This is a genomic window from Streptomyces omiyaensis, from assembly GCF_014650895.1.
Lineage (GTDB): Bacteria > Actinomycetota > Actinomycetes > Streptomycetales > Streptomycetaceae > Streptomyces > Streptomyces omiyaensis.
The window spans coordinates 119,942-144,218 of record NZ_BMVV01000002.1 but is presented as its reverse complement, the minus strand read 5'-3'; the positions used below and the strand labels follow the sequence as shown (position 1 = coordinate 144,218).

The window sequence follows — 24,277 nt, the reverse complement described above, 5'->3', positions numbered from 1 at the left end:
TTCCTCGGGGGCGTTGGTCCGTACCCGTTATCTTTCCGCTATCCGCGGAGGGGGTCGAGGGGCCGTGCGGTGAACTCTCAGCTTCCGGTCGCGGACTTCCACGCGTCCACGTAGGACGTGAGGTTCTCGTCGATGTCGGCCCAGTCCGGCTCGAAGATCTCGACGCCCTCGATCAGCTTCGCCAGCTCGATGGCGTTGGCGTCGGTGGCCTTGATGTCCTTGCGGGCGGGGAAGCCGCCGCCGACGGCGCTGACCTCGCGCTGGGCGCCCTCGCTCAGCATGAAGTCGAGGAGCTTCCTGCCGTTCTCGGTGTGCGGGGCCTTGTCGACCAGGCCGGCCGCGTAGGGCAGGGCGAAGGTGGTGGGCTCGCGGCCCTCCTTGGCCGGGAACCAGATGGCGAGGTTCGGCATGGACTTGGCCTGGGCGAAGTTCATCTGCACGTCGCCGTTGGCGACGAGGAGTTCACCCTTGTCGACCTTGGGGGCGAGCTTGGAGGTGGAGGAGGACGGGCCGACGTTGTTGGCCTGGAGCTTCTTCAGGTACTCCAGGGCGGGCGCCTGGCCGCCGAAGTCGTGCAGGGCCTTGATGAGGACGGCGGTGCCGTCGCCGGCGACGCCGGGGGTGGAGTACTGGAGCTTGTCCTTGTACTTCGCGTCGAGCAGGGCCTCCCAGGTGCCGGGGGCCTCGGGCAGTTCCTTCTTGTTGTGGATGAAGCCGAAGTAGTTGTTGACGACGGAGGTCCAGGAGCCGTCGGCGGCCTTGTCGGCGCCGTCGACCTGGTCGGCGCCCTTCGGCGCGTACGTCTGCAGGAGCCCCTTGGAGCCGGCCTGCTGGATGAAGGGCGGCAGGGTGACGAGGACGTCGGCCTGGGTGTTGGACCTCTCGCGGAGGGCCCGCTGGACCATCTCGCCGGAGCCGCCCTCCACGTACTTCACCTTGATGCCGGTCTCCTTCTCGAAGTCGGCGAAGACCTTGTCGTACCAGCCGTCGCCCTTCTCGCCCTTGAGGCCGTCGGCGCTGTAGACGGTGACGACCTTCTCGTCGGAGGCGGCGGAGGAGCCGCCGCAGGCGGTGAGGGAGGCGGCGAGGACGAGGGCTCCGGTGACGGCGGCGACCGGCTTGGCGTACGTCAGCATGACGTCGTTCTTCTCCTGGCGTGAGGGTTATCGGTAGGACGCTCTGGTGCGGATGCGGGAGACGGCGAGCAGGACCAGCAGGGTGGTGGCCATGAGGACCACGGCCAGCGCCGATCCGGTGAAGAGGGACCCGCGGTCGGTGGCGGTGAAGACCAGCACCGGCAGCGGCGTCCAGTCCGGCGGGTAGAGCATCATCGTGGCGCTCAGCTCTCCCATGGACAGGGCGAGGCAGAGCCCGGCGGCGGCGCTCAGGGAGGGCAGCAGCAGGGGCAGCTTGACCCGGAACAGGACGTACGAGGGGCGGGCGCCGAGTCCGGCCGCCGCCTGCTCGTACATCGGGTCGAGGCGGCGGATCGCCGCCGAGACCGACTGGTGGGCGAAGGCCGTGACCAGGACCGTGTGGGCCATGATCACGATCCAGCGGGTGCCGTTGAGCAGCAGCGGCGGCCGGGAGAAGGCCACCAGGACGGCGAGGCCGACCACCACCGACGGCACGGCGAGCGGCAGCACGAAGAGGGCGTCCAGGAGCCGGCGGCCCCTGCCGCGCAGGGCGGCGGCGGCGAGCGCGGCCCAGGTGCCGAGGGTGAGGGCGAGGAGGCTCGCGGCGACGGCGGTGACGAGGCTGGTCGTCAGGGCCTGGAGGGACTCCCCGCGGACGGCGGCCGCGTAGTGCTCGGCGGTCGGCCCGGAGGGGAAGGCGCCGGACCAGTGGGTGGAGAAGGAGGCGGCGACGATGACGAGGAGGGGGACGGCGAAGAGCGGGACGAAGAGGACCGCGAAGACGAGCCAGGACGCCCACCGTCCGGTACGGCTATGCACCAGCACGCTTGCTCACCACCCGGTAGACGGCGTAGAGGCCGACGGAGATCGCGACGTTGACGACGGCGACCACACAGGCGGCGGCGTAGTCGGATTCGAGGATGGCCTGGGAGTAGACGAGCATCGGGAGGGTCGTGACGCCCTTGGCGCCGGTGAAGAGGACGATGCCGAACTCGTTGAGGCACATGACGAGGACGAGGCTGCCGCCGGCCGCGAGCGCGGGCAGCGCCTCGGGGAGGATCACCCGCCGCACGATCCGCGCGGGCCGGGCGCCGAGCGAGGACGCCACCTCCAGCTGCGCGGTGTCCAGCTGGGAGAAGGCGGCGAGCAGCGGCCGCATCACGAAGGGCGTGAAGTACGTGATCTCGGCGAGGAGGACCCCCCAGGGGGTCGTCAGGAAGTGGAAGGGGCCCTCGGCGGCGCCGGTGACGCCGGTCCACATCCCGTTGGCCATGCCGACCGTGCCGTACACGAAGAGCAGGGCGAGGGTGATGAGGAAGGAGGGGAAGGAGAGGAAGACGTCGATGAACCGGGAGACCGCCTTCGCCCCGGGGAACGGCACGAAGGCGACGATCAGCGCGAGGACGAAGCCGAGGACGAGACAGCCGGCGGTGGCGCCGACGGCGAGCCACACGGTGGTGACCAGCGCGTCGCGGAAAGAGGCGGAGGCGAGGACGCCGGCGTACGCGCCGGGCGCCAGCGACTCCCGGACGACGAGCCCGAGCGGGTAGAGGAAGACGAGGGCGAGGACGGCGACGGGGGGCAGGGCCCAGAGCCCCTTCGGAGCGGTACGGCTCCGGGGCGGGCGGGCCGCGGTGACGACGGGCGGCGCGGCCGCGCGGGCGCTAGCCATCGCGCACCCCCGCGGCGAGCAGCACCGCGTCCTCGGGGGCGAAGTGCAGGACCACCTCGGAGCCCAGCGGCGGCGTGTCCCGCAGCTCCCGCACGTCCGCCTTCACCCGGTGGCCGCCGACGTCGACGTACAGGCGGTGGGTGGCGCCCCGCCACTGGACCTCGGCGATCCGGCCGCGCAGGGCGTTGGGGCCCTCGCCGAGGCCGACGAGGTGGGGGCGGACGCAGAGGGTGGCGGCGGAGCCGGGGGCCGCGTCGCCGACCGGGACCTCCAGGACGGTGCCGCCGAGGTCGACGCCGCCGGCGGCGACCCGGACCGGCAGCAGGTTGGCGTTGCCGACGAAGGAGGCGGTGAACTCGGTGCGGGGGCGCCGGTAGAGCTCCTGCGGGGTGCCGCAGTCCCGGAGCCGGGCCCGGTCCATGACGGCGATCCGGTCGGCGAGGGTGAGCGCCTCGACCTGGTCGTGGGTGACGTACAGGACGGAGACGTCGGGGAGTTCGCGGTGGAGCCGGGCGAGCTCGGCGAGCATGCCGGAGCGGAGCTGGGCGTCGAGCGCGGAGAGCGGTTCGTCGAGGAGGAGGACGTCGGGGCGGATGGCGAGGGCGCGGGCGATGGCCACGCGCTGCTGCTGCCCGCCGGAGAGCTCGCGGGGGTGGCGCCTGGCGTAGGCGCCCATCCCGGTCATCTCCAGGGCCTCGGCGACCCGGCCGGGGATCTCGGCCCTGGGGTGCTTGCGGGCCTTGAGCCCGAAGGCCACGTTCTCGTCGACGCGCAGGTGCGGGAAGAGGGCGTACTGCTGGACGACCATGCCGATGCCCCGCTGGTACGGCGGGAGGTCGGTGACGTCGCGGTCGCCGATGTGCACGCGCCCGGCGGAGGGCGTGACGAAGCCGGCGACGGTGCGCAGCGCGGTGGTCTTGCCCGAGCCGGACGGACCGAGGAGGGCCATCACCTCGCCGGGTTCGACGGTGAGGGTGAGCGCGTCGAGGACGGTGGTCTCCCCGTAGACGACGGAGACGCCGTCGAAGCGGATGCCGCTGGTCACGACTCGTACTCCCGTATCGCCGCCGGGAGTCCGGCGATCGAGGGGAGGACGCGGGTGGCGCCGTTCTCCTTGAGGGCGGGCTCCGCGTGGGCGCCGGTGAGGACGCCGGCGACGAGCCCGGCGCCGGCCCGGACGCCGCTGAGCATGTCGTACGAGGTGTCGCCGGCGACCGCGATCCGGCGCACGTCGTCGACGGCGGCGGTGCGGAGGAGCGCGGTGAGGACCAGGTCCGGGTACGGGCGGCCGCGGCCGCCGGCGTCGGCCGGGCAGAGGGTGAGGTCGGCGAGGTCCCGCCAGCCGAGGACGTCGAGGAGGGCGTCCTGGGTGACGCGGGCGAAGCCGGTGGTGAGGACGACGGCGCGGCCCTGCTCGCGGAGGGCGGCGACGGTCTCCGCGGCGCCGGGGACCGGGGCGATCCGGCCGCCGTCGACGAGTTCGCCGTACGCCTGCTCGAAGGCGAGGTTGGCGCGCCGGGCGCGGTCCTCGTCGCCGCCGAAGAGGTGGCGGAAGACGGTGATCTTCGATTCGCCCATGGTGGCGCGGACGTGGCCGATCATCGTCGCGGGGTCCTCGCCGAGGCGTTCGGCGGCGGCGGTGAAGGCGGCTTCGACGAGGCCGTCGTCGGCGACGGTGGTGCCGGCCATGTCGAGGACGATCAGGCCGAGGGTGTTCTGCGTGGTCACGTGGGTCACCAGTCCAGTTCGTCGGCGGTCGTCTCGGCGATGGCGGGCGAGCAGGTCATGCCGCGGCCGCCGGGTCCGGTCACGAGCCAGACCCCGTCCCTCACCCGCTGGCGGTGGACGACCCGGGTGGTGTCCACGCACTGCGCGTACACGCCGGCCCAGCGGCGGCGGATCGCCGGCAGCGGGCGGCCGAGGAGGGACTCGACGACGCGGACCAGGTGTTCGTAGGGGTCCTCGACGGTGTCGAAGGCGAAGGGGTGCTCGTACTCGTGGGTGTCGCCGATGGTCAGTCCGCCGTCGAGGCGCTGCACCATGAGCAGCTGCATCCGGTGGGCGGCGGCGGTCGGGTCCTGCGCCTGGCCCTCGTTCAGGGCGTCGAGCGCCCCGGAGGCGTAGGCCGGGTAGTAGCGGAAGGAGTCCGCGTCGGCGACCGAGGTCGTCAGCGGCTCGCCGAGGGGGGCGGTCTGCATCATCTGGAGGCGGACGCGGCGGACCGGGACGGGCCCCGCGACCTCGCGGACCAGGCCGGAGAGCCAGGCGCCGGTGCACAGGACGACGGCGTCGCCGCTGTGCAGGTCGCCGTGGTCGTCGCGGACGGCGTGCTCGCCGACGACCTCGCGGACCTCGCGGTTCGGGAGGAAGGTGTAGCGGCCGGTGGCGAGGAGGGCCTCGCGGAGGGCGAGCTGCGCGGTGCGCGGCTCGACGGCGGCGTCCCGCTCGCACCGGAGGGCGGCGTCGAAGTCCCCGCGCAGGGCCGGGTTGACCGCCCTGGCCTCCGCGGGGGTGAGCAGCTCGTAGCCGCGGGCGGCGGCGTCCGCGCGGGCGACGGCCGCCTCGGCGACGGCCAGCTCCAGCGCGCCCCGGACGGGGGTGAGGGAGCCGATCGCCCGGAAGCCGAGGCGGGGGACGCGGGCGCCGATCCCCTCCCACAGCTCGCGGGCGCGCAGGGCGGTGTCGAGCTCCTCGCCGCCCGCCCTGCCGCTGACCCAGATCTGGCCGAAGTTCCTCAGCGAGGCTCCGCGCGCCTCGGCCTCGCGCTCGATGTGTACGACCTCGTGGCCGCGTTCCACTGCCTGCCAGGCGTGCATGGTGCCCACCACGCCGGCTCCTACGACGATCACCTTCATGCCGCCCACGGTCCCGGCGGCGGGTGGACCGGGCCGGTCGGGCGGACGACGGGACGGTGAACGGCCCGACAAGCTTGGACCAGACCCGTTATCTTCTCGTTATTTTGCGAGGGGGTCCGGGGCGGCGGACGACGGAGGGACGGTGGCGGAAGGGCGGTGGCGGAGGGGTGATGACGGAGGGGCGGTGGCGGAGGGGTGATGGCGGAGGGGTGATGGGGGAGGGGCGGTGGCGGAGGGGTGATGGCGGAGGGGTGATGGGGGAGGGGTGATGGGGGAGGGGCGGTGGCGGACCGGACCCGGCCGGGCCGGCTCCGGCGGGGCCGGTCCCGGCGGTGCCGGTCCCCACGGTGTCCGTCCTGGCGGTGTCAGTCCTGGCGGCCGAGGTGGGTGGTGAAGCTGAAGCGGTCCCCCCGGTAGAGGGTGCGGACCCGCTCCAGCGGACGGCCCTCCCGGTCCCGGGAGACGCGGTGCAGCAGCAGCATCGGCAGGGCCGGCGGGGTGCCGATGAGCAGGGCCTCGCGCGGGGTGGCGAGCACCGTCTCGATCCGCTCGTCGGCGTCGCCGAAGGTGATGCCGAGCCGGTCGCGGAGATAGGCGTAGAAGGACGAGTCCGGGTCGAAGTCGGAGTCGAGGCGCGGGACCCGGGCCTCGGAGACGTACGTGCTCTCCAGGCCGACCCGCTCGTCGTCGGCGAGCAGCACCCGCTCCATGTGCCAGACGGGCGCGCCCGGTTCGACCCCGACCTCGGGGGCGAGCGCGTCGGGGCAGGGGAAGCGGTCCAGGGAGACGATGCCGCGGCCGGGGCGGCGGCCCTGGCGGCGGACGCCCTCGGTGTAGCTGGCGAGGGAGAGGGGCTGTTCGAGCTTGGGTCCGGCGACGACCGTGTTCCGCCCCTGGCGGCGCAGCCTGCCCTCCAGGAGGAGTTCGCGCAGGGCCTGGCGGACCGTCTCGCGGGACACCTCGTAGCGGACGGCGAGGTCGCGCTCGGTGGGCAGCGCGCCGCCCTCCCCCAACTCGTCGACGAGGACGGCCAGTCGCGCCTTCACGGCGTAGTACTTCGGCACCCGGCCGTGCTCCGGGACGCCGGAGCGGACGGGAGCGCCGGGGACGCCGAAAGCGCTCGGGGCGTGGTGCTGGTTCATCCGGGGATCGTCGCAGACGGGGGTGAACGGGAGGGTGTACGGCGGGTGTCCCGCGCGTTCGGGGCGAACGGGCGGGGCGTCGCGGACAGTGGTGCGGCCAGGGGGCAGGCGCCGTCAGGGGCGGGGGTCCGCCCCGAGGCGGCGGGCGGCGCGGACGAGGAGGGCGCCGGCGAGGACGAGGGCGACCGCCCAGAGGGCCGGTGCGACGGCGTCCTCCGGCCTGCCGGTGTGGGCCAGTTCGGGGCGCGGGGCGGCGACGCCGCCGGGGCGCCGGCCGGGGGACGGGGACACCGCCCCGTCGGGGGCGGGAACGGCCGTGGCCGGAGGGGCGGGGGTGGGCGCGGGGGTGGGCGCGGGAGCGGGGGTGGGCGCGGGAGCGGTCGCGGAAGGAGCGGCGGGGCCGGTGGGGGCGGTGGGGGCGGGGGCCTCGGGGTCCGGCGGGCCGATCGTCAGGCGGTAGTCGCCGGAGCGCCCGACCCAGTCGCCGTCGGCGCCCCGGCGCTGGACGAGCGCGGCGTTGACGACGACCTCCTCGGGCACGGCGTCGGCGCTGAACGCCAGCCGCACCGGCACCGTGACGGTCCGCCGGGCGGGGACGGCGAAGCCGCCGAAGCCGGTGAACGCGCCCACGCTCTCGGCCTCCTCGGTCGCCTCGAAGGCCACCGGCCGCCAGCGCTCGCCCTCCTCGTCGTAGAACTCCAGCCGGATCTGCTCCGGTCGCAGCACCCGCTCCTCGTCGGTGAGGACGAGCACCGGGTGCACCCCGGTGCAGGGGGCGCCGGTGGTGTTCCGCACCTCCAGTTCCCAGGTGCGGAACGCCCCTCCGGCGGGATAGTCGGCGGGGCCGTCGTGGATGCGGGTGTCGAGCGGGAACCCGGCGTCGGAGGCGCTGCCGCAGAGGGGCGCCGGGGCCGGGGCTCCGGGGGCGGCGCCCGCGGCGGCGGGCGGCAGGGCGAGGGACAGGGTGACGGCCGCGGCGGCGAGGACGGGGGCGCCGCGCAGGGGCCGGGGGTCGGTTGCCATGTGCGGGGGCCTTTGCTGCTCGCGGACGTACGGATCGCCCGCGACGCTGCCACACCGGCCCGCGCGCACCGGGCGCCGACACCGCCGGTGCCCCCGACCGGCCCGCCGGATCCGCCCGATCAGCCTATGGTCCGACCGTCCGATGAAAGGACCGCGCGATCCCCCGGCCCCGCCGCCGGACCGCTCTCCGGTTTCCCCCGACCGCTCTCCGGCTCCCCCGGCGGCGCCAGTCCGAAGACCGGGGCCAGGACGAGGTGGGCCGCGCCGAGCGCGACGGCGTGCGGGGCGGACGCGACCTCGACCGGGGTCGGCAGGCGGAGGCCGGCGAGCACCGCGGCCACCCCGTCCGCGAAGACCCCGGGCGCGGCGAGGACCGTCGCACCGCCCAGCAGGACCCGGTCGATGTCGAGGAGCCGGACCAGGTTGGCCGCGCCGGTGCCGAGGATCCGCGCGGCCCCGGGCAGGTCCCCCCGGGCCACCGCCGCGAGACAGAGCGCCTCCAGGCAGCCGCGCCCGCCGCAGACGCACGGGGGCCCGTCGAGCTGCACGGTCTGGTGCCCCAGCTCGCCCGCCCCGGTCCGCTCGCCGCGCAGCGGGGCGCCGCCGACGACGAGGCCCGCGCCGAGCCCCGTACCGAGGTGGACGTAGGCGAAGGAGCGGGGCGCGCCGGGGCGGAGGGCGAGGCCGAGGGCGGCGGCGTTGGTGTCCTTGTCGAGCGTGACGGGCAGTCCGAGCCGCGCGGCCAGCGCCTCCCGCACCGGGAACCCGTCCCACACCGGCGCCCCCGTCACCCGCCCCGGCACCCCGCGCCGGTGGTCCAGCGGGCCGGGCATGGCGACCCCGGCCCCGAGGACGCCGGACGGGGCCGCTCCGTCCGGGGCCCGGGCGCCGGCCAGCAGCTCCCGCACCTCCGCCACGAGGGTGGCGAGGACCGGGTCCGGGCCGTCCGCGAGGGCCAGGGGCGTGTGACGGAGGGCCACGGGGGCGCCGGTGAGGTCGGCGAGGGCGAGGGTCAGGCCGTCGCGGTCGAGGTGGGCGCCGACGGCGTGCGCGGCGGCGGGAACCAGCCTCAGGACGGTACGGGGCTTGCCGCCGGTCGACGCGCGGCGGCCGGCCTCGGCGGCCAGCCCCTCGGCGCGCAGCCGGGCGGTGATCTTGCTGACGGCCTGCGGGGTGAGGCCGGTGCGCTCGGCGAGTTCGAGGCGGCTGATGCCGTCCTCCCCCGCCGTGCGCAGCAGGTCGAGCACGAGCGCCGCGTTGTGGCCGCGCAGCGCCGACAGGTTCGCGCCGCCGCCGGGGTCTCTCGTCATCACCGTCACCGGCCCATTCTGCCTCCTGCTTGCACTTCGGCAACAGCGTTGCTTAAGTGCTGTCCATGACGTCCTCGACCCACCCCCGCCCCACCCCCCTCCGCGTCGGACTCGTCGGCTACGGCCTCGCGGGCTCCGTCTTCCACGCCCCGCTGATCGCCGCCTCCGCCGACCTGACGCTCGCCGCCGTCACCACCGGCAACCCCGAGCGGGCCGCCGAGGCCCGGGAGGCCCACCCGGGCGTCCGGGTGTGCGCCCGGCCGGAGGACCTCTGGGCGGAGGACGGCCCGGAGCTCGACCTCGTCGTGGTCGCCTCCCCGAACAAGACCCACGTGCCGATCGCCGAGGCGGCCCTGAGGGCCGGACTGCCCGTCGTCGTCGACAAGCCGCTCGCGGCGACCGCCGCCGAGGCGCGGGCCCTCGCCGGCCTCGCCGAGGAGCGCGGGCTGCTGCTCTCCGTCTTCCAGAACCGGCGCTGGGACAGCGACTTCCTCACCCTCCGCCGCCTCCTGGACGAGGGCGAACTGGGCGAGGTCCAGCGCTTCGAGTCCCGCTTCGAGCGGTGGCGGCCGCGCCCGAAGGGCGGCTGGCGCGAGTCCGGCGCCCCGGAGGAGATCGGCGGGCTGCTCTACGACCTCGGCAGCCACGTGGTCGACCAGGCGCTGGTCCTCTTCGGCCCCGCCGTCTCCGTCTACGCCGAGTCGGACGTGCGCCGCCCGGGTGCGGAGGCCGACGACGACACCTTCGTGGCGATCACGCACGCGAACGGCGTCCGCTCCCACCTGTACGTGAGCGCCACCGCCGCCCAGCTCGGCCCCCGCTTCCGGGTGCTGGGGCAGCGCGCCGGGTTCGTCACGTACGGCCTCGACCCGCAGGAGGCGGCGCTGCGCGAGGGGCTGCGGCCCGGCCCCGGCACCGCGTGGGGCGTGGAGCCCGAGGCGCTGTGGGGCCGGATCGGCTCCGGCGAGTCGCCGCTGACCGGCGGCGGGACGCCGGTCGAGCCGGTGCCGGGGGACTATCCGGCGTACTACGCGGCCGTCGCCGCCGCCGTGCGCGGCACCGGCCCGAACCCGGTCACCGCGCACGAGGCGGCCGCCGCCCTGGACGTCCTGGAGGCGGCGAGGCGGTCGGCCCGCGAGGGCGTCACGGTCGCGCCGGCCCGCGCGGACGGCGCCGCCGCCGGCTGACGGCGACGAGCGGGGCGCGGCGGAGGGGACGGGGCCACGAGGCACGGCCGCTCGGGCGGCCGGGCCTCTCGGGGCCCTGCGCGGCGCTCCGCGGAGCAGGCCGTCCCCTCGGCGGCACCCCGTGGGGGTGCCGCCGGAGAACCGGGCACGGCCCGTGGCCGCGGCGCGCGGGTCAGGCGCTCTTGAGCTCCTGGCGCTGGCGGCCCAGCCCCTCGATCTCCAGCTCGACGACGTCGCCGGGGCGGAGGTACGGCTTGGGGTCGGGCTGCCCCATGGCGACGCCGGCGGGCGTGCCGGTGTTGATGACGTCGCCGGGGTGGAGGGTCATGAAGCGGCTCACGTACCGGACGACCTCCGCGACCGGGAAGATCTGGTCGGAGGTGTGCCCCTCCTGCTTCAGCTCGCCGTTGACCCAGAGGCGCAGCGTGAGGTCCTGCGGGTCCGGCACCTCGTCGGCGGTGACCAGCCAGGGCCCGAGCGGGTTGAAGGTCTCGCAGTTCTTGCCCTTGTCCCAGGTGCCGCCGCGCTCGATCTGGAACTCGCGCTCGGAGACGTCGTGCGCGAGCGCGTACCCGGCGACGTGGGCCAGGGCCTCCTCGTCGGTCTCCAGGTAGCGGGCGGTCCGGCCGATCACGATCGCCAGCTCGACCTCCCAGTCGGTCTTCACCGAGCCGCGCGGCACGAGCACGGTGTCGTCCGGGCCGACGACGGTGTCGGAGGCCTTCAGGAAGACGACCGGCTCGGCCGGGGTGGCCTGGCCGGTCTCGGCCGCGTGGCCGTGGTAGTTCAGCCCGATGCACACGACCTTGCCGATCCGGCCGACCGGCGGGCCGACGCGCAGCCCGGTCGGGTCGCCGGAGCCGCCGTACGCGGGCAGCACCCCGGCCTCGGCGGCGGCGCGGATCCGGTCGAGCGCGGCGGCGTCCGAGAGCAGGCCTCCGTCGACGTCGCCGGTGAAGGACGACAGGTCGCGGAGGGTTCCGTCCCCGTCGAGGAGGGCGGGACGCTCGGCACCCGGCGGGCCTACGCGCAGCAGCTTCATGGTCTTCTCCCTGTGGTCGAGGTGGGCCCGGGGGGAGGCCCTTCGGTGCCCCGGCCGATGGAGTGCGGCCATCGGAGGATCGTCCGATCCTCCAAGACTCCCGTTCAGCCCGCAAGACCCCGTTCAGCCTGCGGACCCTTACGCGTGAGTAGCGTCCGTTCGGCCACGGCCCAGGTGGTGCTGGTGGCGAGGAAGAGCCCGACCGCGAGCGGGACGACGGCGACGGTCGCCACGAGGGTGAAGGAGAGCAGCGGAAGGACCTTCGCGACCCCCGCGAGGGCCTGCGGGCCGGGGGTCCGGGGCTGCGCGGCGAGCTGCCGCCGGGTGCGCAGGTACTGGTACGCGGCGACGGCGGCGGTCAGCGCGAAGAGCGCGAGGTGGACGAGCCCGGCCTGCCCGAAGGGGCCTCCGTCGGCGAGGGCGTCGCCCCACCGCGCGTCCAGCGGGGCGGCGAGGAGGCCGTGCCCGGCCATCCGGTCGCCGGAGGAGAAGAGGGAGTACAGGAGGAGGAAGGCCGGCGCCTGGAGCAGGCCCGGCAGGATCCCGGCGAGCGGCGAGACCCTCTCCTCGGCGTGCAGCTCCCTGACCGCCCGCTGGAAGCGCTCCGGCCGGCGCGCGTGCTTCTCGCGGAGCTCCGCGATCCGGGGCGCGAGCCGGACGCGGGCCTCCTGCCCCCGGACGGCGGCGCGGGAGAGGGGGTGGACGGCGAGCCGGACGAGGACGGTGAGCAGGACGACGGCGGCGGCGGTCGCGGCCCCGGCGGCGAGCGGTTCGAGCAGTCGGGCGAGCTGCCCGAGGAAGGCGGAGAAGGCGTCGAGGACCGGGGACGGGAAGACGGAGAGGGCGAGGGCGGTGGTCGCGGTCGCCGGGGACACGGGCAGGGACAAGGGAACCCTCCGGGGTTCGTCGTGCCGGGGACGGTGGGTCTCGGCATGACGGACCGCGCGCGGGGGCCTCGGACGTGACGCGAGGGTCCTTACGCGGCCGTCGGGAGGGAACGCCCGGGCGCCCGGGGCCGGCTGCGGCCGGCGGCGTCGGGGTCGCGCTGCGGGAGGAAGGCCGTGCGGAGGGCCCGGTCGCGCAGGGCGGTGCGGACGAGCGTGGGCGCCGCGGCCGGGGCCGTACGCGCGCCGACGAGGGCGCGGGCGACGGCGGAGGCGGCGAGGACGACGGCCGCGCCGACGGAGCCGACCGAGCCGTCGGCCAGGAGGGCGCCGGCGGACGCCACCGCGAGGGCGAGGAGCACCGAGAGGAAGACGAGGGGCGCGACTCGGCGCAGGACCAGACTCCCGCTCATCGCACCCCCCGTTCCCCGAACTTCACTGTCCGTCGGGTAGGACGAACGGGAGTACGGGAGAGTTCCCGGCTCCCGCGGACACCGGCCCGAGGCACCGGGGACGGCGGGGTGCGGGGGCGGCCGGGCACCGGGGGACGGGGGCGGCCGGGCGGCGAAGGTGCCGAGGGAGCCGGGCGGCGGGGCACCGGGTGCGGGGGCGACCGGGCGCCGAGGGTGCCGGGGCGGCGGGAACCGTCGCCCCGGCTCACGCTCCGGTCGGGTCCAGCGGGACGAGCAGGCGGCGCGGGGCGAGGAGGGCACGGCCGACGGGGTCGGCGGGGTCGGGGTCGAGCCCGGTGCCGGGCCGCATCTCGATGTCGGCGGGGGCCACGGGGGCGCGGCAGGCGGGGCACTCGCCGAGCGGGCCCAGTTCGGTGCCGCAGTCGGCGTGGTGGAAGTGGCGCATGGGGAGGGTGCCGGGGAGCTCGGCCCTCCCCCAGGCCCCGAGGGCCCACAGGACGGGCCAGAGGGCGAGGCCGCGCGCGGTGAGGACGTACTCGTCGCGGGGCGGCGATTCCCGGTAGCGGCGCCGGTCGAGGACGCCGGCGTCGACGAGGGCCTGGAGGCGGGCGGCGAGGACGGCGCGGGGCGCGCCGAGGTGGGCGAGGAAGTCGCTGTAGCGGCGGACGCCGTAGAAGGCGTCGCGCACGACGAGGAGGGTCCAGCGCTCGCCGACGATCTCCAGGGCGCGGGCGATGGAGCACTGCTGGTGGGCGTAGTCCTTGCCGAGGGCCATGGGGACAGCGTACCGACCAGGGGTTCATTGAACGAACCGACCGGGGTAGAGTCATGGTTCAATCACCGAACCGACGAGTGGGGCGGGTGCTCCGACCCGACCCGCCGCCGACGACGACCGGGCGGAGGCCCCCGTGCGCAGAGCCCACTCCCCCTCCCACTCCCCTTCGCCCCCGCTCCCCCGCCCCGCGCCCGCCCGCGCGCCCGGCCCGGCCACCCTCGCCGTCACCGGCGTCGCCACCGCCCTCGCGCTGATGAACTACACGGCGCCGATGCTGACCCTCCCCGCGATGGCGGAGGCCTTCGGGACGCCGTCCTCCGCACAGGCCTGGCTCCTCAACGGCACGCCGCTGGGCCTCGCCGCGCTGCTCCTGGTGGCGGGCGCGCTCGCCGACGCGCACGGCCGGCGCCGGGTCTTCCTGCTCGGCACGCTCGCCCTGGGCGTGACGGCGGCGCTCGGCGCCTTCGCGGACTCCACGGCGCTCTTCACGGCGGCGCGGATCGCGCAGGGCGCGGCGAGCGCGGCGGTCCTCGCCGGCAGCCTGGGCCTGCTGGCCGACGCGTACCCCTCGGGCCGGGACCGGATCCGGGCCACCGGCGTCTGGGGCGCCTCGGTCAGCGGCGGGATCGCGCTGGGCCCGCTGCTCGCGGGGGCGCTCAGCCTGGCCGACTGGCGGCTCGCGTACGCGGCGCTGGGCGCGGCGACCCTGCTGACGGCGGCGGCGGGGACCCGCGTCCTCGCCCGTCCGGCCCACCGGCCGCCGGGCGGCGACCGCCGGCCGGACCTGGCGGGCGCGACCGCCCTGGCGCTGGCGCTCGCCGCGCTGCTGACGGCGCTGACCCTGGGCCGGGACGGCTGGCTGCGCCCGGCGATCGGGGTGCTGCTGGCGGCCGCGGCGGCGCTCACCGCGCTGTTCCTGCGGGTGGAGCGCCGCGCGGCCGATCCGATGATCGACCTGGGGCTGCTGCGCAGGCCGGAGTTCCGGGCGTCGACGGTGGGGGCGCTGTTCACCGGCCTGGCGGTGATCGGCCTGTTCAGCGTCGTCCCGGCCCTGATCCAGCACGGGGCGGGCATGGCGCCGCTCGCGGCGGCGTGGCTCTTCGTCCTCTGGTCGGGCACGGCGTTCGTGGTGGCGCTCCAGGCCCGCCGGCTCGCGGGCCGGCTCTCCGCCCCGTACCAACTGGCCCTCGGCTTCGCCCTGTCGACGGCCGGCGTGCTGGCCCTCCTCGGCTCCCTCGACACCCCGGACCTCCCCTGGCCCCGCCTGGTCACGGGGCTGGTGGTGGCGGGCGCCGGCAGCGGCCTGCTGAACGCGGCGCTGCCCCGGCTCGCCGTCGACTCCGTGCCCCCGGAGCGGGCGGCGATGGGCTCGGGCGCGAGCAACACCGCCCGGTACATCGGCTCCGCGGCCGGCGTGGCGCTGATGCTCGCCGTCTCGGCGGCGGGCCCCGACGCGGCCCTGGTGACCGCGGCGGCGCTGTCCCTCGCGGGCGCCGCCCTCACCGTCGCAGGATCGCCCAGACGACGAGCCGGTGGCGGGAGGTGAACTCGGGCGTGCAGGTGGTGAGCGTGAGGTAGGAGCCGGCCGCGGAGTACCCGTACGAGGGCTTCACGACCGACCGGGGCACCGGCCGGATGACGCCGGTGTCGCGCGGCGAGGTGACCGGCAGGATCTGGTCGACCACGTAGGTGTACGTGCCCTCCCGCGTCCGCAGCGTGATCTCGTCGCCCCTCCGCAGCCGGTTCACGTACCGGAACGGCTCGCCGTGCGTGTTCCGGTGCCCGGCGAGCGCGACGTTCCCGGCCCGGCCGGGAGCGGCGGTGCCCGGGTAGTGGCCCACGTACCCCCTGTCGAGCACCTTGCTCTTGGAGATCCCCCGCGCGACGGGCACCGTCAGCCCGATCCGGGGGATCCGGAGCACGGCGAAGGTCTCCCCGGACGGCGGCGGGGCGGCGGGGCGGACCGGCGCGGCCGAGGTCCTCGCCGGGCGCGGGGACCCGCCGCCCGCGGCGGCCGGGGAGGACGGCGCGGCGGACGGCTCCCGCACCGGCCCCCCGGACGGCGACGACACGCCGCCGCCCGCACCCGCACCCGCGCCCGTGCCCGTGCCCGCGGGGGGAGAGATGTCCCACTCCCGCTCCAGCACCTCCACCCGCTCACCGGCCTCGGCGCGGGCCTGCTGATTGGTCCACCACAGCTGGTGGACGACGAGGAGGAGGACGAGAACCCCGCAGGTGACGACGGCCTCGGCACCGATCCAGAGCGCGCGGGCGAGCCCACGGCGCCCCGAACGCGCCTGGACGACGACCGGCACCCTCTCCCGCCCCCTGCCCCGCACGCCCGGCACGATAGGCGCTGCGGCGCCAACTCTCCAGGGCCGTACAGCAGTACGGTGGAGCACATGCGCCCCGACACGCCTGCCGCCCACACCGCCGAAGCCGAGCGCCTGCTGCGCACCGCCGCGCAGTACCCCGGGGACCGGGAGCCGCTGCTGCTCCAGGCCGCGGCCCACCTGGAGCTGGCGGACGACCGGCCGGGCGCCACCGCGCTCTACGACGACCTCCTGGCAGGCGACCCCGCCGACCCGCACCTGATCCGCGCGCTCAAGGCGTCGAACCTGTGGGAGTACGGCCACGAGGCCGAGGCGCGCGCCATCATCGAGGGCCTCCGCCGCTCCCGCCCCGAGGACGCGGCCCCGTGGCGGATCGCGGCGGAGACGCTGGAGGCCCACGACGAGCTGGAGGCGGCCGAGCGCACCCTCGCCGAGGCGGCGGCCCTCCTCGTCACCCCCGGCGCGGAACTCCCCCACGCCACCCGCTCCCTGCTCGCCGCCCGCCACCGCGTACGGCGCATGCTGGCCCGGGACCACGACGACTGGGACGCCCTGGCGGACCGCCTCCACACCGGCACGGTCCCGCTGGACGAGCTCCACGACCCCAAGCGCCTGTGGTCCCTCGGCTCCTCGGACCCCACCGAGCTCCAGGCCGAGATCGCCCGCCTCCGCTCCGAACTGGGCACCTACCGCACCGCCCTCTCCCGCCCCTTCCCGGTGGCGGTCCTGCACTGGCCCGAGCGCGAACTGACGGAACTCCTCACCGCCTACCCGGAGCTGGAGACGGAGTACCCCACCTACCGCGCCCACCTGACCGACATCGAGGCCTCCCTCCGCGAACTCGCCGCCGCCGGCACCCCCAACCTGGGCATCGTCCGCGCCACCGTCCCCTCCTACGAGGCCTTCGCCGCCTCCGAGTCCACCCACCCCTCCCAGGCGGCCCTCCTCCCCCAGTACGCCACCACCCTCGCCGCCCGCGCCCGCGCCACCCCGTGGCCCCCCTTGCGGACGGACACGTGCTGGTGCGGCACCGGACGGGCTTACGGGGAGTGCCACGGGGGCGAGGAGTAAGCCGGGACTACGTGGTGGTCAAACGCCAGGTCCGTGCCCTGGGGGATCCATCCCATCCGTCGCCGTCACGCCAGACCGAAGCGATGCCCTGCTCTTCGAGGTAGGGGGCATAGACCCCGACCTCTTGAGAGAAGAGGCCGACGAGGAAGGGGCGCGCATCCTGGCTGTAGAGGAAATGGCGGTACTCGAAGAGCTGGCCGAGGGCCTCACGAACAGCGGCGGTCACATTTCCGTTACGGACGATCTTCGCTTCGACGAGCCACTCGGACACCTGGTCGCCCACGGGACCGCCTTTGAGAATGAGGTCCTTGGGGTGCTGTCCGCGCGTGACCGGAATGTACCCATGAGCGACGACGTGAAGGCCGAAGTCATGGACCAGGTCCTCATGGGTTCTCAGCTTGACCTGCTGACGGGCTTTGATCTCGGCGGTGTACTCGCTGCTGTCTTTCGGCTGGAAGTCGGCGAGCGGATCGAAATCAGCCGGTGACGCGACATCCCGATGGATGTGTGCGCTCAAGTCATAGGCCACCTGGACAGCGTCCATCTCGTTACTCATCCACCAGACGCGATCGAACTCCTCCGCCTGCCGGAGGAACGCAACACCTTGGAGAAGATCCTCAGCCAAGGTGACCTCGCTGGGAAGGGCCGAGGTGTCATAGATCTTGGCGATCACACTGGCCGCTTCGTACGCCCTCGGTCGCGCCGCGTGATGCCGAAGTTCGGGTTCATCCGACCAGCCGAGGGCTTCCCGTCGCCTCACGGCTCGACGGAGGCGCGCCGCGTGATGCCGAAGATGTTCCTCCCGAGCTCGCCCCTTTCCCAAAGGCTCTTCGAGCCACGTGATTCCCTGCTGCAAGGTGAGCGTCACGTTCTTCAGATCGGCACTGAAGATATAGGCGAGGTAGAGACCCTTCTTGGGGTCGCGCATTCCGCGCTCGTCGAATACGCCAATCCACGGTGTCGCCGCCGGGGTGGTCTGCCCCCCGTGCCCCTGGGCCTTGAAGCCGGGTGGAAGGGCGAGGTCGGTACGGCTCGCGACGCCCCTCAGCACCTGCTGCCCAGGCACCTCGCGCCTCGATCCAGCCTCACTGTCGTATGTGCTCGCGATCTCGCTGAGCAAATCTCGCATCCCCATACGGGGAATCTAGATCACGGCATCGGAGCGAGTATGCGATCCACCGCTACCTCGTCACCTCGCCAGGACCTTTCACAACCCAAGGTCGAAGCGCGTCTGCGCGGCGTCCAGGACGTCATCGGCGTCGTAGCCATGGGCCTCCACCCACGCAAGGAGATCGACAATCAACTTGATGACCACTCTCGCGGCCGTGGCGGGGGTGAGTCGGGGCGTTCGCGCCCCGTGGCTGGACACCGCCGCTTCGTAGAGGGAGATCATGGCCTCCGCCCGGGTGACACGGATGCCGCCGCCGTGGCTATGGGGGGAGGTGAGGTCGGTGGCGATGTCGCACCAGGTGGCCTTGAAGTCCGGGCCCTCTCGCGCACCCCACCGTTCCGCGTAGCTATCCAACAGCAGTTCTCCCATCATCGTTTCGTCATCCTCATGGGAGGAGGCACGCGTCGGGGTCTCGCACTCCCCCGGGTCCCGCACTTCGATGCGCAAGGAGATGCCGTTCATCGACAGGGAGAGCGAGGCCGGAGTACCGGCCCCAGCCCTCCGGATCACGCGGGTGACCAGCTCGCTCACACAGAGCTGAGCCACCTCGGTCTGTTGCGACAATCCCCACATCTTGAGATGGAGCCTCACCACACGGCGAAGGCCCGCCACTTCCCGGGGTTCCGCGAGGAATGACAGCTCCCAAGGCTCCCTGACCATGCAACCGGCCTCGCTCACGCGGGGTCCCCCTGTCCCAGCTCGGCCCAGACCTGCTTGCCCCAGCGATACCGCTCGGTGCCCCATCGGTCCGCGAGGCTGTCCACGAGAAGGAGCCCCCTCCCTCGGGCCCGATCGACGACCGGGCCGGCCTTCAAGATCGGAATGTTCCTAGAACGGTCCACCACACCAAGGCGGACGCTGCTGCTGGACGTCCTGGATACGACAACGCGGATCGATGAAAGTCGGGCGTGATCAACCGCGTTGGAGGCGAGCTCAGAAATGACGACGGTCGCGTCATCGATGAGAGCTTCCAGACCCCATACGGCCAGCGCCGTCCGCGCCAATCCACGTGCGGTGGACACGCTCCGGGGCTCGCGCGCCATTGTCTGGGAATACGCGGGGCGACCGATGCCGTGCGCGACGATGGGCCCGCTCAAGACCTCCTCACCCGGAGGCGCCGTCACTTCGAAGGCACGGAACTTCCCCAGTGGACAAGCCGCGTTCGGCGTGACTGGAACCGTCGACGATCGCGCTGACACTCCTCGCTCACCGCTGTCACTCACGGGGCTGAAAGTCACCAGTCGCCCTCCCCTCATCGCTGATTAGTGGTTTCGTGTTCCCCCAGCGAACCGTGATTCGCGATGGGTGGGCATCTCTGCCGAGGCCTCGATGCCGTCAAACCCGTCAAAGGTTGTTCTCTTGTGAACAGGGGCGCAGCATGGCGCGCAGAAACGACGATCTAGCCGCGGTGATCGCGGAGACGGGCTGGTCGCAGCCCGTCGTGGCCGCCGCGGTGGTACGTGTCGCGGCGGAGTCCGGGGTCGACGAACTCCTCAACGTCAAGCGCTCACACATCGCCATGTGGGTTGCTGGAACCCGTCCTCGGGGCCGGGCGGCCGATGTCCTGCGCGAAACCCTGTCCCGTCGGTTGGGCCGGCCCCTCACGCTCGCGAGCATCGGCCTCGCGGCAAGCGCCTCGGATACGGTCACCGGGTCGGAGTGGGAAACCGACACGCTGACGACTCTGGTCGACCTGAGGAGAAACAGCATGGATCAGAATCGCCGCCGACTCCTCACCGGCGCCGCCGTCTACTCCGTCGGCGGACTGGCCCTGCCCGGGGATCCGTGGTGGGAGGAAGCACCCCAGCGGGCGCGCTCCCGAGCGGTCGGTCCGAACCGTGAAGTCGGCGAGCGCGAAGTGCGGGCCGTTCGCGAGATGACCGACTTCTTCGCCCGCCGCGATCAGCGACACGGTGGTGTAGACGGTCGCACCGCCCTCTACCAGTACATCATCGACGACGTCGCCCGTTACGTCAGCGGAGTCTTCAGCGGCGAGGACTCCCGCCGCTCCCTTTACTCGGCAGCGGCCGAGGCGGTGTACGTGGTCGGCTGGATGAGCTTCGACGCCTCCCAGCACGAGCTCGCGCGACGCTACTTCACCCTCGCGCTGAAACTCGCGGCGGAGGCCGACGACGCTCCCCTTGCCGGTCACATCCTGCGCGCGATGGCCCATCAGGCCATAGACCTTGGACACACCAGGGCCGCGTTGGACCTCGCCACCGCCTCCGTCGAGCGCAAGAGGTACGACCTCGCCACCCCACGTGAACGATCCTTGATCGGCATCGTACGAGCGCGGGCACTAGCCGTGGACGGCCAGAAGGGCCACGCCATCGCCGCGATTCACCAGGCCGAAGCCGACCTCAGCCAGGCCACGGCGGGAGACGGAGAGCCTCAACGCGTCTGGTTCTTCCAGGAGGCCTCCCTCGCACACGAGACCGCCCGTACGCTGTGGGTCCTCGGTGATCTCAGTGGTGCCCTGCGCCACTTCCGTGCCAGCGTTCGGCTCCGTAGGACGGACTCCTTCAGCCGAACCCACGCTGTCACGCTCGGCTACATGGGAACGGTCCAGGCTGGGCAGGGCGATATCGATGAGGCATGCCGGACCTGGTCCCGAGCCCTGGACGCCATGGACGGCGTTCAGTCCGGCAGGGCACGGGAAGCGGTCGTGACCATGCGGACGACCCTGTCCCCCTTCCGCAACCGTGGAATCCGCTCTGTCTCTGAGGTGGACGAGCGGGCCCGGGTCGCGCTTCGACGAGTAATCTGACGGCGTCGAGGCCGCCGCACCCCACAAGTGGTGCCGCCGATGAGGAAGAAGGGCAACTGTGCCTGCACAGTTCATCCAGGTGCCGATCATCGCTGATGTCGTCGGAGGGCACAGCGGGCGACTCGACGACTACAAGGGTGGAATGGATTCGATCATTCGTTTGCGGCCGGAGTACCCCGTGGAAACGCTTCAAGGGATCGAGGAGTTCTCGCACCTCCAGGTCACCTGGTTTTTCAACCTCGGATCTCCAGACGACGTCGCTCTCCATGCCCGCAGCCCCCGGGACAATCCCGCCTGGCCGGCGACCGGTACGTTCGTCCACCACAACCACCGACGCCCGGCTCGCCTCGCGACCTCGTTCCCCCGGCTCCTCAAGGTCGACGGACTCGACCTGCACGTCAGTGACCTGGATGCCGATCACGGGACTCAGATCATCGACCTCGTCGCGGTGTTCCGGGAGATGCTGCCGCGTGGGCCCGTCCAGCAGCCGGCGTGGCCGGGCGAGATGCTCACCGACTACTGGCGGGACGCTTCCGAGCGCTGAGACGAGTGGATCGTCACTCACACGGGTGGTCTCTCCTTGGGACGCCTGTCCTAGCGCCGAACGTCCGGTACGTTCACGAAAAACGGCCCCCGTCGATGGTTCGCAGCCATAGGCGGGGGCCTGAACCACTAGTGGAATCAAGGTCCACCCGTGATCTACCGGCACTTTAACGCGCCTTCGCGCGCCTTCACGCGGTTCTCGCACGACATCATCCGTCATCCGCGCCTCAGTTCGGACGCTGTACGACTTCTGACCTGGCAACTCTCCCTTCCTCGTGGCGTTCAGGAGTCTCTCTCCCGGACCGCCGAACGGGCCCGGATCGGGTCATGCGCATTCACGCGGGCCAAACGACAGCTCCGGGACGAGGGCTTCGTACACGAGCGACGTGTTCAGGGCGCCGGTGGACGCTGGGTCACCCAACAGCTCGTCTCCGGCTCTCCCCTGACCGCCGACGAAGCCGTCAAGATTCTCACCCGTACTTCGCTCCCTGCCTGCGCCGAACGGATGGTTCCGCAGGTCGCACCGAATCCCCGGAATCAGACCGCCGGTGTTCCGGCCGCCGGTACGCCGGTACGCCCGCCCACCGGCGGTCATCCAAAGAAAGAACCCGGCGAAAAGACCTCCAGCCGTCCGACAACGACCGACGCGCCACGAGAGGAGCCAGGAAACAGCCCAGTGCGGGAGGAGGCGAGCGCGCTCATCCGGGCGCTACCACTCCTTTCCCCAGCGCTCAGGTACATCCCTCCCGGTATGTGCGAAGAACTCACCCAGCTCGCCACGCACTGGCTTGCCGCTGGACATACCTCCGCCGACCTGCACGCCCACATCCTGCGAGGCCTGCCCGGCGCTGGTACGCCGGTGCGACGGCCCGGGGGGCTCGTGCGCTATCTGCTGCGCGAGGTGGCTCCCCGCCACTCATCCGGTCCTCTGCCCCCGCCCGACCCCGCCGCTCCGCTGCGCGGGCCCCGATTGTCCGCGCGGCTCACGGGCGCACGCGAGTGCTCCGGTGACCACGTCCAGCCGATGTTGTTCCGACCTCTGAGTGACGAGACCCTCTGTCCCCGGTGCGTGCGTGAACCGTGACCTCACATAGGGACGGAATTCATTCGTCGTACGCTCGGAGGACGATCCGTCTCGTCGACCGAAAGGCCCCGTCATGCCCCACATCCCCTCCTCCGCCATAGCCGCCGCCGGGCTCGTCGGGGGTTACGCCGTCGCGCGGTGGACGAAGAAGCGGCCGCTGGGTGGGGTCGTGCTCGCCGTGGCCGGTGGGGTGGCGGCCCGGGAGTGGCAGCGGGTGGGCGGGGCCAAGGCGGCCGTGGGGCTTTCCGCCGCGTACGTGGCGGCCTTCGGGGGGTCGCACCCGCTGGCCAGGAAGATCGGCGCCTGGCCGGCGGTCTTCACCGCGGCCGGGGCCGTGGGAGCCGCCTCCTGGGCCGTCACCCGCGAGCGCGCGTAGGAGGGCGCCGGCCTCCCGGCCCTCACCCGCGAGCGCGCGTAGGAGGGCGCCGGCCTCCCGATCCTCACCCGCGAGCGCGCGGCGGCGGGCGCCGGCCTCCCGGCCCTCACCCGCGAGCGCGCGTAGGAGGGCGCCGGCCTCCTGACCGTCACCCGCGGCAAGGCCTGGGTGCCGGTTCCGTCCCGGCCCGGCGCGGTCAGCCGCCCAGGGCGTGGCTGACCGTGTGGATGGCCAGGCCCGCCAGGGCGCCGACCACCGTGCCGTTGATGCGGATGAACTGGAGGTCGCGGCCGATGTTGGCCTCGATCTTCTTGGAGGTCTGGTCGGCGTCCCAGCCCGCGACCGTGTCCGTGATCAGCGAGGTGATCTCGGTGCGGTAGGTGGTGACGAGGTAGGTGGTGGCCGATTCGAGCCAGCCGTCGACCTTCTCCTGGAGGCGGGCGTCCGACGCGAGGCGCTTGCCCAGGGAGATCAGGGAGGCCCGGGCGCGGAGGCGGAGCTGGCTCTGGTCGTCCTCGGCCGCGGCGATGATGAGGGCGCGGACGGAGCCCCAGGCGGAGGCGATGACGTCCTGGACCTCGGGGCGGGCCAGCAGGTCGGACTTGAGGCGTTCGACGCGGACGCGGGTGTCCGTGTCGGACTGGAGGTCCGCCGCGTAGTCCGCGAGGAAGCGGTCGATGGCGCCGCGCGCCGGGTGCGTCGGCATGTCGCGCATCTCCGTGACGAAGCGCAGCAGCTCCTTGTAGACGCGCTCGCCGACCTTGCGGTCCACGAAGCGCGGCGTCCAGCCGGGGGCGCCGCCCTGCACCGCGTCCATCACCGAGTCGCCGTGGGTGACGAGCCAGTCGTGGGCCCGGACGCAGACCAGGTCCACGGCCCGGCGGTGGGCGCCCTCCGTGACCATCCGGTCCAGGGTCTTGCCCAGGCCCGGCGCGATCTCGGCCTGCTCCGCCCTGCGGGTGATCGCCTCGCCGACGACCGCCTGCACGTCCGCGTCGCGCAGCACCGTGAGGGCGCCCCGCAGGGCCGTCGCCGCCTCCTCCGTCACCCGGTCCGCGTGGGCCGGCTCGGCCAGCCAGGCGCCCACGCGCCGCGCCACGCCGAGGGCCCGCAGCCGGCCCCGCACGACGTCGGCGGAGAGGAAGTTCTCGCCGACGAAGGAGCCGAGCGAGGCGCCCAGCTGGTCCTTCTTGGTCGGGATGATCGCCGTGTGCGGGATGGGGAGGCCGAGCGGGTGCCGGAAGAGGGCCGTCACGGCGAACCAGTCCGCCAGCGCGCCGACCATGCCGGCCTCGGCCGCCGCGGCCACGTACCCCGCCCAGGCGCCCGCGCCGGAGTTCTCCGCCCAGGTCGCGAGGGCGTACACCACCGCGACCAGCGCGAGGAGCCCCGTCGCCAGGGCCTTCATCCTGCGGACGCCTCTGCTCTTCTCCTCGTCCGCCGCCGTGTACGAGAAACTCACCATCTCGGCCCGACCTCCCTGCCCGACTGCA

Annotated in this window: 24 protein-coding genes; 6 read left to right on the top strand and 18 right to left on the bottom strand. The window is 73.7% G+C overall.

Going from position 1 to position 24,277, the window contains the following annotated elements; all coding sequences use genetic code 11:
• Positions 1–77 precede the first annotated feature (77 nt).
• From IE287_RS03525 to IE287_RS03485, 9 genes are all read right to left on the bottom strand, one after another.
• Positions 78–1,136 carry a 2-aminoethylphosphonate ABC transporter substrate-binding protein gene (locus tag IE287_RS03525; protein WP_189847390.1) on the bottom strand — a complete coding sequence of 353 codons (1,059 nt, stop codon included), beginning with the start codon at positions 1,134–1,136 and terminating at the stop codon, positions 78–80.
• Between the two features lie 27 nt (positions 1,137–1,163).
• Positions 1,164–1,961, bottom strand: coding sequence for an ABC transporter permease (locus IE287_RS03520; protein ID WP_189847389.1), 798 nt, complete (start codon positions 1,959–1,961; stop codon positions 1,164–1,166).
• Positions 1,948–2,808, bottom strand: coding sequence for a 2-aminoethylphosphonate ABC transporter permease subunit (locus tag IE287_RS03515; RefSeq protein WP_189847388.1), 861 nt, complete (start codon positions 2,806–2,808; stop codon positions 1,948–1,950). The genes IE287_RS03520 and IE287_RS03515 overlap by 14 nt, the downstream gene beginning before the upstream one ends.
• Positions 2,801–3,853, bottom strand: coding sequence for an ABC transporter ATP-binding protein (locus IE287_RS03510; protein ID WP_189847387.1), 1,053 nt, complete (start codon positions 3,851–3,853; stop codon positions 2,801–2,803). The genes IE287_RS03515 and IE287_RS03510 overlap by 8 nt, the downstream gene beginning before the upstream one ends.
• The gene (locus IE287_RS03505) at positions 3,850–4,536 is read right to left on the bottom strand and encodes an HAD family hydrolase (RefSeq protein WP_373307796.1); all 687 of its coding nucleotides are present in this window, start codon (positions 4,534–4,536) and stop codon (positions 3,850–3,852) included. The genes IE287_RS03510 and IE287_RS03505 overlap by 4 nt, the downstream gene beginning before the upstream one ends.
• Positions 4,537–4,541: 5 nt before the next feature.
• Complete coding sequence (locus IE287_RS03500) at positions 4,542–5,663, bottom strand: TIGR03364 family FAD-dependent oxidoreductase (protein WP_189847386.1); 1,122 nt, start codon at positions 5,661–5,663, stop codon at positions 4,542–4,544.
• A 365-nt stretch (positions 5,664–6,028) separates the two neighbouring features.
• Complete coding sequence (locus IE287_RS03495; RefSeq protein WP_189847385.1) at positions 6,029–6,805, bottom strand: GntR family transcriptional regulator; 777 nt, start codon at positions 6,803–6,805, stop codon at positions 6,029–6,031.
• A gap of 114 nt (positions 6,806–6,919) precedes the next feature.
• Entirely contained in the window at positions 6,920–7,828 is a 909-nt protein-coding gene (locus IE287_RS03490; protein WP_189847384.1) for a hypothetical protein, read from the bottom strand.
• Positions 7,829–7,947: 119 nt separating this feature from the next.
• A complete protein-coding gene (locus IE287_RS03485; protein ID WP_189847742.1) occupies positions 7,948–9,138 on the bottom strand; it encodes an ROK family transcriptional regulator in 1,191 nt (396 codons plus the stop codon).
• A 65-nt stretch (positions 9,139–9,203) separates the two neighbouring features.
• Here IE287_RS03485 and IE287_RS03480 point away from each other — a divergent pair, with 65 nt between their 5' ends.
• Positions 9,204–10,325, top strand: a complete 1,122-nt coding sequence (locus IE287_RS03480; RefSeq protein ID WP_189847383.1) for a Gfo/Idh/MocA family oxidoreductase — start codon at positions 9,204–9,206, stop codon at positions 10,323–10,325.
• A gap of 172 nt (positions 10,326–10,497) precedes the next feature.
• On the opposite strand, the gene IE287_RS03475 is transcribed toward IE287_RS03480, so the two are convergent.
• From IE287_RS03475 to IE287_RS03460, 4 genes are all read right to left on the bottom strand, one after another.
• Complete coding sequence (locus tag IE287_RS03475; RefSeq protein WP_189847382.1) at positions 10,498–11,367, bottom strand: fumarylacetoacetate hydrolase family protein; 870 nt, start codon at positions 11,365–11,367, stop codon at positions 10,498–10,500.
• A gap of 104 nt (positions 11,368–11,471) precedes the next feature.
• Positions 11,472–12,254 carry a membrane protein insertase YidC gene (gene yidC / locus IE287_RS03470; protein ID WP_373307795.1) on the bottom strand — a complete coding sequence of 261 codons (783 nt, stop codon included), beginning with the start codon at positions 12,252–12,254 and terminating at the stop codon, positions 11,472–11,474.
• Positions 12,255–12,343: 89 nt separating this feature from the next.
• Positions 12,344–12,664 (bottom strand): DUF6412 domain-containing protein, encoded by a 321-nt coding sequence (locus IE287_RS03465; protein WP_189847381.1) that lies wholly within the window; start codon positions 12,662–12,664, stop codon positions 12,344–12,346.
• Between the two features lie 244 nt (positions 12,665–12,908).
• Positions 12,909–13,439, bottom strand: coding sequence for a winged helix-turn-helix transcriptional regulator (locus IE287_RS03460; protein ID WP_189847380.1), 531 nt, complete (start codon positions 13,437–13,439; stop codon positions 12,909–12,911).
• A gap of 133 nt (positions 13,440–13,572) precedes the next feature.
• Between IE287_RS03460 and IE287_RS03455 the strand changes: the two genes are divergently transcribed.
• Entirely contained in the window at positions 13,573–14,985 is a 1,413-nt protein-coding gene (locus IE287_RS03455; RefSeq protein ID WP_229883256.1) for an MFS transporter, read from the top strand.
• Here the strand turns inward: IE287_RS03455 and IE287_RS03450 are convergent.
• Complete coding sequence (locus IE287_RS03450; RefSeq protein WP_189847379.1) at positions 14,939–15,778, bottom strand: class E sortase; 840 nt, start codon at positions 15,776–15,778, stop codon at positions 14,939–14,941. The two genes, IE287_RS03455 and IE287_RS03450, sit on opposite strands and share 47 nt — an antisense overlap.
• A gap of 63 nt (positions 15,779–15,841) precedes the next feature.
• On the opposite strand from IE287_RS03450, the gene IE287_RS03445 reads away from it, so the two are divergent.
• Positions 15,842–16,843: an SEC-C domain-containing protein gene (locus IE287_RS03445; protein ID WP_189847378.1), complete on the top strand. Its 1,002-nt coding sequence runs from the start codon at positions 15,842–15,844 to the stop codon at positions 16,841–16,843.
• 7 nt (positions 16,844–16,850) lie between these two features.
• On the opposite strand, the gene IE287_RS03440 is transcribed toward IE287_RS03445, so the two are convergent.
• The 3 genes from IE287_RS03440 to IE287_RS03430 all read right to left on the bottom strand — a co-directional run bounded on the left by IE287_RS03440 (position 16,851) and on the right by IE287_RS03430 (position 19,111).
• Positions 16,851–17,978, bottom strand: a complete 1,128-nt coding sequence (locus IE287_RS03440; RefSeq protein WP_189847377.1) for an MrcB family domain-containing protein — start codon at positions 17,976–17,978, stop codon at positions 16,851–16,853.
• Between the two features lie 72 nt (positions 17,979–18,050).
• Entirely contained in the window at positions 18,051–18,545 is a 495-nt protein-coding gene (locus IE287_RS03435) for an ATP-binding protein (RefSeq protein ID WP_229883255.1), read from the bottom strand.
• Between the two features lie 143 nt (positions 18,546–18,688).
• Complete coding sequence (locus IE287_RS03430; protein ID WP_229883254.1) at positions 18,689–19,111, bottom strand: ATP-binding protein; 423 nt, start codon at positions 19,109–19,111, stop codon at positions 18,689–18,691.
• A 281-nt stretch (positions 19,112–19,392) separates the two neighbouring features.
• Between IE287_RS03430 and IE287_RS03425 the strand changes: the two genes are divergently transcribed.
• From IE287_RS03425 to IE287_RS03415, 3 genes are all read left to right on the top strand, one after another.
• A complete protein-coding gene (locus IE287_RS03425; RefSeq protein ID WP_189847375.1) occupies positions 19,393–20,781 on the top strand; it encodes an NsdA family TPR-like regulatory protein in 1,389 nt (462 codons plus the stop codon).
• Positions 20,782–20,839: 58 nt separating this feature from the next.
• Positions 20,840–21,325 (top strand): TrmO family methyltransferase domain-containing protein, encoded by a 486-nt coding sequence (locus IE287_RS03420; protein WP_189847374.1) that lies wholly within the window; start codon positions 20,840–20,842, stop codon positions 21,323–21,325.
• A 1,156-nt stretch (positions 21,326–22,481) separates the two neighbouring features.
• Positions 22,482–22,784, top strand: a complete 303-nt coding sequence (locus IE287_RS03415) for a hypothetical protein (protein ID WP_189847373.1) — start codon at positions 22,482–22,484, stop codon at positions 22,782–22,784.
• 196 nt (positions 22,785–22,980) lie between these two features.
• Here IE287_RS03415 and IE287_RS03410 read toward each other — a convergent pair whose 3' ends face one another.
• On the bottom strand, positions 22,981–24,249 hold the full coding sequence (locus tag IE287_RS03410) for a DUF445 domain-containing protein (RefSeq protein WP_189847372.1): 1,269 nt from the start codon (positions 24,247–24,249) through the stop codon (positions 22,981–22,983).
• Positions 24,250–24,277: the final 28 nt, after the last annotated feature.

What these genes read in the sequence shown, in the direction of transcription:
- IE287_RS03490 (WP_189847384.1), bottom strand. Translation starts at nt 7,828, where the DNA reads ATGGCAACCGACCCCCGGCCCCTGCGCGGCGCCCCCGTCCTCGCCGCC.
- IE287_RS03515 (WP_189847388.1), bottom strand. Translation starts at nt 2,808, where the DNA reads ATGGCTAGCGCCCGCGCGGCCGCGCCGCCCGTCGTCACCGCGGCCCGC.
- IE287_RS03495 (WP_189847385.1), bottom strand. Translation starts at nt 6,805, where the DNA reads ATGAACCAGCACCACGCCCCGAGCGCTTTCGGCGTCCCCGGCGCTCCC.
- IE287_RS03425 (WP_189847375.1), top strand. Translation starts at nt 19,393, where the DNA reads ATGGCGCGCAGAAACGACGATCTAGCCGCGGTGATCGCGGAGACGGGC.
- IE287_RS03475 (WP_189847382.1), bottom strand. Translation starts at nt 11,367, where the DNA reads ATGAAGCTGCTGCGCGTAGGCCCGCCGGGTGCCGAGCGTCCCGCCCTC.
- IE287_RS03440 (WP_189847377.1), bottom strand. Translation starts at nt 17,978, where the DNA reads ATGGGGATGCGAGATTTGCTCAGCGAGATCGCGAGCACATACGACAGT.
- IE287_RS03445 (WP_189847378.1), top strand. Translation starts at nt 15,842, where the DNA reads ATGCGCCCCGACACGCCTGCCGCCCACACCGCCGAAGCCGAGCGCCTG.
- IE287_RS03480 (WP_189847383.1), top strand. Translation starts at nt 9,204, where the DNA reads ATGACGTCCTCGACCCACCCCCGCCCCACCCCCCTCCGCGTCGGACTC.
- IE287_RS03500 (WP_189847386.1), bottom strand. Translation starts at nt 5,663, where the DNA reads ATGAAGGTGATCGTCGTAGGAGCCGGCGTGGTGGGCACCATGCACGCC.
- IE287_RS03525 (WP_189847390.1), bottom strand. Translation starts at nt 1,136, where the DNA reads ATGCTGACGTACGCCAAGCCGGTCGCCGCCGTCACCGGAGCCCTCGTC.
- IE287_RS03415 (WP_189847373.1), top strand. Translation starts at nt 22,482, where the DNA reads ATGCCCCACATCCCCTCCTCCGCCATAGCCGCCGCCGGGCTCGTCGGG.
- IE287_RS03485 (WP_189847742.1), bottom strand. Translation starts at nt 9,138, where the DNA reads ATGACGAGAGACCCCGGCGGCGGCGCGAACCTGTCGGCGCTGCGCGGC.
- IE287_RS03465 (WP_189847381.1), bottom strand. Translation starts at nt 12,664, where the DNA reads ATGAGCGGGAGTCTGGTCCTGCGCCGAGTCGCGCCCCTCGTCTTCCTC.
- IE287_RS03460 (WP_189847380.1), bottom strand. Translation starts at nt 13,439, where the DNA reads ATGGCCCTCGGCAAGGACTACGCCCACCAGCAGTGCTCCATCGCCCGC.
- IE287_RS03410 (WP_189847372.1), bottom strand. Translation starts at nt 24,249, where the DNA reads ATGGTGAGTTTCTCGTACACGGCGGCGGACGAGGAGAAGAGCAGAGGC.